General features: G+C 34.9%; 2 protein-coding genes. One reads left to right on the forward strand and one right to left on the reverse strand.

What is annotated here, in order from left to right; genetic code table 11:
* On the forward strand, positions 1-362 hold a 362-nt coding region (locus FC82_RS10765), incomplete at its 5' end, for a hypothetical protein (protein ID WP_056996989.1).
* Here the strand turns inward: FC82_RS10765 and FC82_RS10770 are convergent.
* The coding region (locus FC82_RS10770; RefSeq protein WP_056996990.1) for a hypothetical protein at positions 352-591 on the reverse strand (240 nt) is incomplete at its 5' end. The genes FC82_RS10765 and FC82_RS10770 overlap by 11 nt on opposite strands.

Genomic DNA, 591 nt, shown 5'->3' on the forward strand with positions numbered 1-591 from the left:
ATATCAAGCAACAATATTATCCGATTCAAGATTGGCAATCCGCTGGGTTGAAGAAACCTTCCTGGGTCGATCTTGGTAATATTTATCGCTTTCCCCAAGCCGGTTTAAACTTTAAAGAAATCGGTCATTTAAGTAAGCTAGATCAAAATAAAATTTCAGATTTTACGCTTGACCTAAAATCAAAAAGAAGAGGTAAGGGTCAAAAGATAATTCAACAGCGATCAAGTAAAAGGAAGCACAAAGAAAGTAAAGCAGAGCTTACACAAAGAATTCAAAAACAGTTAAAAGACTTTGCTAAACACAATCCAGAAATTAAGCCAAAAAACAATCCTGAAAATAAAAACGATCGGCCTAGTTATTAGGTTGATCGTTTTTTAATTTATCCGGTTTATGGGCGTTAACATAGTCAGCAAATGTTTTTAAAAGTTCTTCGGTTTGTTCGACCGAGAGGTTATTAGCTTGAAAGTACTTTTCTAATAAAGCCCCTTTTTGAATTAATCGGTGAGAACGGGCTTTGCGGGCTTGCCGATTTTCATAGTATTTAGATTGCCGTAATTTAAAATCTTCCCGCTCAATTTTTTGTTTTAAACG

The organism is Secundilactobacillus collinoides DSM 20515 = JCM 1123 (assembly GCF_001435975.1).
GTDB classification, from domain to species: domain Bacteria; phylum Bacillota; class Bacilli; order Lactobacillales; family Lactobacillaceae; genus Secundilactobacillus; species Secundilactobacillus collinoides.